The 6,000-nt window shown below is 71.8% G+C and carries 4 protein-coding genes; all 4 read left to right on the top strand.

The window, feature by feature from the left end; translation table 11 throughout:
* A partial coding sequence (locus ACH65_RS16215; protein ID WP_161805623.1) for a TolC family protein occupies positions 1-811 on the top strand: 811 nt, incomplete at its 5' end.
* A 322-nt stretch (positions 812-1,133) separates the two neighbouring features.
* Entirely contained in the window at positions 1,134-1,376 is a 243-nt protein-coding gene (locus tag ACH65_RS19225; protein ID WP_082190375.1) for a hypothetical protein, read from the top strand.
* A 135-nt stretch (positions 1,377-1,511) separates the two neighbouring features.
* Positions 1,512-4,166, top strand: coding sequence for a magnesium-translocating P-type ATPase (gene mgtA / locus ACH65_RS16210; RefSeq protein WP_049623663.1), 2,655 nt, complete (start codon positions 1,512-1,514; stop codon positions 4,164-4,166).
* Between the two features lie 126 nt (positions 4,167-4,292).
* Positions 4,293-5,960 carry a Na+/H+ antiporter gene (locus ACH65_RS16205; RefSeq protein ID WP_049623662.1) on the top strand — a complete coding sequence of 556 codons (1,668 nt, stop codon included), beginning with the start codon at positions 4,293-4,295 and terminating at the stop codon, positions 5,958-5,960.
* Positions 5,961-6,000: the final 40 nt, after the last annotated feature.

Here is a 6,000-nt window from a genome sequence, read left to right as displayed (position 1 = left end):
CGTGCAGCTCGGCGACGCGGCGGCGCGCGACCTGGTGGCCGCCGACGCCGCGCTGGCCCAGGCGCAGGCGGCGGTGGCGCAGGCCGAGGCCGGCCAGGCCACGGCGCGGCTCGCCCTGACCAGCCTGTTCCCCGACCTGCCGCTGCCCGAGCAGGCGCGCGTGCCGGCCGAGCCGCCCAGCCTTGCCGGCCGCGACGAGGACTGGGTGCAGCTGATCCTCGCGCGCAGCCACGAGATCGGCGCCGCCGACGCGCTGGCGCGGCAGAAGGACGCCGAGGCCCGCCGCGCGCGCGCCGACCGCGTGCCCGATCCCAGCGTCGGCGTGCGCGTGCTGAACGACCGCGGCGGCCGGGAGAGCGCCTTCGGCCTGATCGTGATGATGCCGATCGGCGGCAGCTACCGCCGCGCCCAGGCCGAGGCCACCAGCGCCGACGCGCTGGGCGCCGGCGCGGCGCTGGCGATGGTCCGCCGCGACGTGCAGCAGGACGCCCGGCGCGTGGTCGCCATGGCGCGCGCCCTGCGCGAGGTGTGGCAGCGCCAGCACGAGGCCAGTGCGGCCGCCGAGTCCAGCGCGGCCAAGGCCGAGCGCGCCTACGCCCTGGGCGAGACGGCGCTGGCCGAACTGCTGGCCGCGCGCCGCACCGCGCAGGAGGCCGCCCTGGCCGAGCGGCGTGCCAGCGTGGACGCGATCGAGGCGGCGGCGCGGGTGGAGGTGGATGCGCACGAGCGCTGGCACCGCCACGACACCGACGAAGAGGCCGCGGCCGCCACCGCGCCGGCGGCCATCCGGCTGCCCGACCTGGGCTCCTGATCCGGCCGCGCCAAACCCGCGTGGCGCATGAACTTTCGCCGCCGCGGCGGCGCTCCGCGCATTGACACAACCATGCCGCAGCACGACAATGCGCGCGCCGTCGGGCGCGCTGCGTCCCCCGGCACTTCAGTCCTGACTAACCAAGGCATATGGACGTTTACCCTAGTCGCAACGTCGACATCCGCGAGCATCGGGTGCCGGCATTGCATAACAAGCTGATCGTCTGCGGCGACCGCCAGCGGTCGGCCGGCGCTTTCCTCGACTAGGGAAGTCCGGCCCACCTCCCGACGGCGCTGCGGGCGCCGTAACGAGGAGATGGGCCATGAAGCTCCTTCGCGATTTCATCCGTATGCGTACCGGGGGCCGGTTCCCCCTGATCGGCCGCCGCGCGGCCGCGCGCCGTACCTACACCGTCACCGTGCCCGCGCCGCGGGTCCCGCCGGCACCGGCCACGACGGCCGATACCCCGGCCAGAGCCGAGACCCAGCGTCCGCGGCTGGTCGCGCGCTGGCATGAGGAACCTCCGCAGCCGTCCGTACCGCTGCGCCTGCTTTCCCATTCCTGAACTTGAGCGCGCGCCTGCCGGCCCCGGCAGGTGCGCGCGACCGCGCCAGCGCCGCCCAGGCGTCGCGTCGCGGCGGCCCGGCGCCACGGCATCGCGCCGGCCCGCCCATCCCAACGAAACATCCGGAAGCGTTCCATGTTCAAGCATTTCTCCCGGACCGCCGCAGCCAAGGCGGCGGCCGCGGGCGCGCCGCGGCCGGCGCACGTCGCCGCGGCGGCCGCGGCGTTCCGCGCCAACGAGGCGCTGCTCAAGGGCCTGGAGACCGGCGTGGCCGGCCTCGACGCGGTACAGATCGAGGCGCGGCTGGAGCGCGACGGCCCCAACGAGGTCTCGCACGAGAAGCCGCCGCACTGGTCGCGCCAGCTGCTGCGCGCGTTCAAGAATCCCTTCATCGTGGTGCTGCTGGTGCTGGCCGTGGTGCAACTGGCCACCGACGGCAGCGACCTCACCGGGCCGCTGATCATCGCGGTGATGGTGGGCATCAGCGTGCTGCTCAGCTTCAGCCAGGAGTACCGCTCCTCCAAGGCGGCGGAGAAGCTCAAGGCGATGGTGCGCAACACCGCCACCGCGACCCGGCGCGCCTCCGACGGCCACAGCGAGCGCATCGAGGTGCCGGTGGTCGAGCTGGTCGCCGGCGACATCGTGCATCTGGGCGCGGGCGACATGGTGCCGGCGGACCTGCGCCTCCTGAGCGCCAAGGACCTGTTCATCAGCCAGGCCATCCTCACCGGCGAGTCGCTGCCGGTGGAGAAGGCCGCGCCCAGCGCGCGCGACATGGTGGCGCCGGAGGCCGCCCACCCGCTCGACCTGCCCACCGTCTGCTACATGGGCACCAACGTGGTCAGCGGCAGCGCCACCGCGGTGGTGGTCGCCACCGGGCCGCGCAGCTACCTGGGCTCGCTCGCGCACACCCTGGTCGGACAGCGCGTGCAGACCAGCTTCGACCGCGGCGTGAGCGGCGTCAGCTGGCTGTTGATCCGCTTCATGGCGGTGATGGTGCCGGTGGTGTTCCTGCTCAACGGCTTCGACAAGCACGACTGGCTGCAGGCCTTCCTGTTCGCGCTGTCGGTGGCGGTGGGCCTGACCCCGGAGATGCTGCCGCTGATCGTCACCGCCAACCTCGGCCGCGGCGCGCTGGCGATGTCCCGGCGCAAGGTGGTGGTCAAGCGCCTGAGCGCGATCCAGAACTTCGGCGCGATGGACGTGCTGTGCACCGACAAGACCGGCACCCTCACGCTGGACAAGATCGTGCTGGAGCGCCATCTCGACCTCGACGGCGAGGCCTCGGACGAGGCGCTGGAATACGGCTTCTTGAACAGCCGCTTCCAGACCGGCCTCAAGAACCTGATGGACAAGGCGGTGCTGGCGCACCGCGACCTGGAGCCGGCGGCCGCGCGCTACCGCATCGTCGACGAGATCCCGTTCGACTTCCAGCGCCGCCGCATGTCGGTGGTGCTGGGCGGCGACGACGGCCGGCACCTCCTGGTGTGCAAGGGTGCGGTGGAGGAGATGCTCGCCATCTGCGCCTTCGCGCGCCACGGCAATGAGGACGTGCCGCTCACCGACGGCCGCCGCCGCGCCATCCGCGCCATGACCGGGCGCCTCAACGAGGACGGCCTGCGCGTGCTGGTGGTGGCGATCAAGCGCCAGCCGCCCAGCGGCCGCCCCTACGGCGTGGCCGACGAGAGCGGGCTCACCGCGATCGGCTGCCTGGCCTTTCTCGACCCGCCGAAGGACTCGGCCGCCACCGCCATCGCCGCGCTCCACCACCACGGCGTGGCGGTGAAGGTGATCACCGGCGACAACGAGGCGGTGACGCGCAAGATCTGCCGCGAGGTGGGGCTGGAAGTGACGCACACCGCCCAGGGCCGCGACATCGAGCCGCTCGACGATGCGGCGCTGGACGAGCTGGTGGCGCGCACCACCGTGTTCGCCAAGATGTCGCCGCTGCAGAAGGCGCGCGTGGTGAAGGCGCTGCAGCGCCGCAGCCACACCGTGGGCTTCCTCGGCGACGGCATCAACGACGCGCCGGCACTGCGCGAGGCGGACGTGGGCATCTCGGTGGACAGCGCCACCGACATCGCCAAGGAGTCGGCCGACATCATCCTGCTGGAGAAGAACCTGATGGTGCTGGAGGAGGGCGTGCTGGAAGGGCGCATCACCTTCGGCAACATCATGAAGTACATCAAGATGACGGCCAGCTCCAACTTCGGCAACGTGTTCAGCGTGCTGGTGGCGAGCGCCTTCCTGCCGTTCCTGCCGATGCTGCCCCTGCAGATCCTGGTGCAGAACCTGCTCTACGACATCTCGCAGCTGGCCATTCCCTTCGACCGCATGGACGAGGACTACCTGCGCCGCCCGCGCAAGTGGGACGCCAGCGACATCGGCCGCTTCATGGTGTGGATCGGCCCGATCAGCTCGATCTTCGACCTCACCACCTTCTGGCTGATGTGGCATGTGTTCGGCGCCGACTCGGTGGAGCACCAGGCGCTGTTCCAGTCCGGCTGGTTCGTCGAGGGCCTGCTCTCGCAGACGCTGATCGTGCACATGATCCGCACCCGGCGCATCCCGTTCGTGCAGAGCTGGGCGGCGGCGCCGGTGCTGGCGCTGACGGTGGCGATCATCGTGCTCGGCCTGCTGGTGCCCTTCGGCGCGCTGGGCGCCAAGATCGGCATGCAGCCGCTGCCGCCGGCCTACTTCGGCTGGCTGGCGCTCACCCTGCTCAGCTACGGCGTGCTGACCCAGCTGATGAAGCGCGTATACATCCGCCGCTACGGGCGCTGGTTGTGAGGCCGGCGCCGAGACGCCTGGACGTCCGGACATGAACCGTCCCGCGCCGCGCGGTGGACGCGCGGCGCGGGCGGCGGTTACTGTCCAGCGGTTGCTCTCGGGACAAGGCGGAGGCGCGGGACGCGCATGGATCTAGTCTTCACCATCCTCATCCTGCTGCTGGTGGTCGCGCTCTCCGGCGTGGTGCTGCGGCTGCTGCCGTTCAAGCTGCCGCTGCCGCTGGTGCAGATCGGCCTGGGCGCGCTGATGGGCGCGCCGCCGTTCGGCATGAAGGTGCAGTTCGACCACGAGCTGTTCTTCCTGCTGTTCATCCCGCCGCTGCTGTTCGCCGACGGCTGGCGCATTCCCAAGCGCGAGTTCTTCCTGCTGCGCGCGCCGATCCTCACCCTGGCGCTGGGGCTGGTGTTCTTCACCGTGGTCGGCATCGGCTACTTCGTGCACTGGATGATCCCGGTGGTGCCGCTGGCGGTGGCCTTCGCGCTGGCCTCGGTGCTCTCGCCTACCGACGCGGTGGCGGTCGGCTCGATCACCGGCGGCAGCCGCCTGCCGCCGCGCCTGCTGCACATCCTGGAGGGTGAGGCGCTGATGAACGACGCCTCTGGCCTGGTCTCGCTGCAGTTTGCCGTGGCCGCGGCGCTCACCGGCACGTTCTCGCTCGGCGACGCGGCGCTCAAGTTCGTGCTGATCGCGGTGGGCGGCCTGGGCATCGGCTTCGCCGTGACGTGGCTGTTCAGCCGCGTGCGCCGCCGCCTGGTGCGCTGGAGCGGCGACATGGACCCGGCCAGCCAGGTCGCGCTGCTGCTGCTCCTGCCCTTCGCCGCCTACCTGCTGGCCGAGCACCTGCACGTGTCGGGCATCCTCGCCGCGGTGGCCGCGGGCATGACGATGAACTACACCGACATCCTCAAGGGCCACCACGCCGCCACGCGGATGCAGAACAATAGCGTGTGGAACATGCTGGAGTTCGTCTTCAACGGCATGATCTTCCTGCTGCTCGGCCTGCAGCTGCCGGGCATCGTGGGCGACGCCCGGCTCGACCTCGACCAGGCCGGCGGTGGCGAGCTGTGGTACCTGGCCGGCTACGTGCTGGCCATCACCCTGGCGCTGGTGCTGCTGCGCTTCGCCTGGGTGTGGATCTCGATCCAATGCTCCGGGCTGCTCGCGCGCCTGCGCAACAAGCCCTGGCAGAAGGTGCGCGTGCGCATCGTGTGGGTGACCGCGCTGTCGGGCGTGCGCGGGGCGATCACCCTGGCCGGCGTGCTGTCGCTGCCGCTGGTGCTCGAGAACGGCAGCGCCTTCCCGGCGCGCGACCTGATGATCTTCCTCGCCGCGGGGGTGATCCTGTGCACGCTGCTCGCCGGCAGCGTGGGCCTGCCGCTGCTGCTCAAGAAGCTGGAGCTGCCGGCCGAGGGCCAGCGCGTGCAGGAGGAACGCCTGGCGCGCGAGCTCACCGCGCAGTCCGCGCTCAAGGCGCTGGACCTGCGCGCCGATGAACTGGCGCAGCACGAGGATCCCGCCTACGGCGCGCTGGCGCTGCGCGTGAGCACGCGCGTCATCGCCGACTACCAGCAGCGCGTGGAGGCCGCCGGCGAGGAGGGTGAGCTGCCGGAGCAGGCGCGGCAGGATGCGCGCATCGAGCGCGACCTGCGCCTGACCGCGCTGCGCGCCGAGCGCGACGAGCTGTACCGCCTGCGCCGCGAGCGCCGCATCGACGACCAGGTGATGCGCGCGCTGATGCGCGAGCTGGACCTGGCCGAGGCCTCGCTGACCGCGACCGGCGGCAGCGTGCACTGATCCTCTGGGGCGGCCGTGCGTTTGTCGCGGCGTGGGCCAG

The sequence above is a fragment of the Frateuria defendens genome (assembly GCF_001182895.1).
In the GTDB taxonomy this organism is placed as follows: Bacteria; Pseudomonadota; Gammaproteobacteria; order Xanthomonadales; family Rhodanobacteraceae; genus Frateuria_B; species Frateuria_B defendens.
The sequence above is the reverse complement of the archived record's forward strand: the minus strand, read 5'-3'. Positions and strand labels throughout refer to the sequence as shown.

Excerpts from the sequence above, each read along its gene's own strand:
- ACH65_RS16205 (WP_049623662.1), top strand. The coding sequence starts at position 4,293 with ATGGATCTAGTCTTCACCATCCTCATCCTGCTGCTGGTGGTCGCGCTC.
- ACH65_RS19225 (WP_082190375.1), top strand. The coding sequence starts at position 1,134 with ATGAAGCTCCTTCGCGATTTCATCCGTATGCGTACCGGGGGCCGGTTC.
- mgtA (WP_049623663.1), top strand. The coding sequence starts at position 1,512 with ATGTTCAAGCATTTCTCCCGGACCGCCGCAGCCAAGGCGGCGGCCGCG.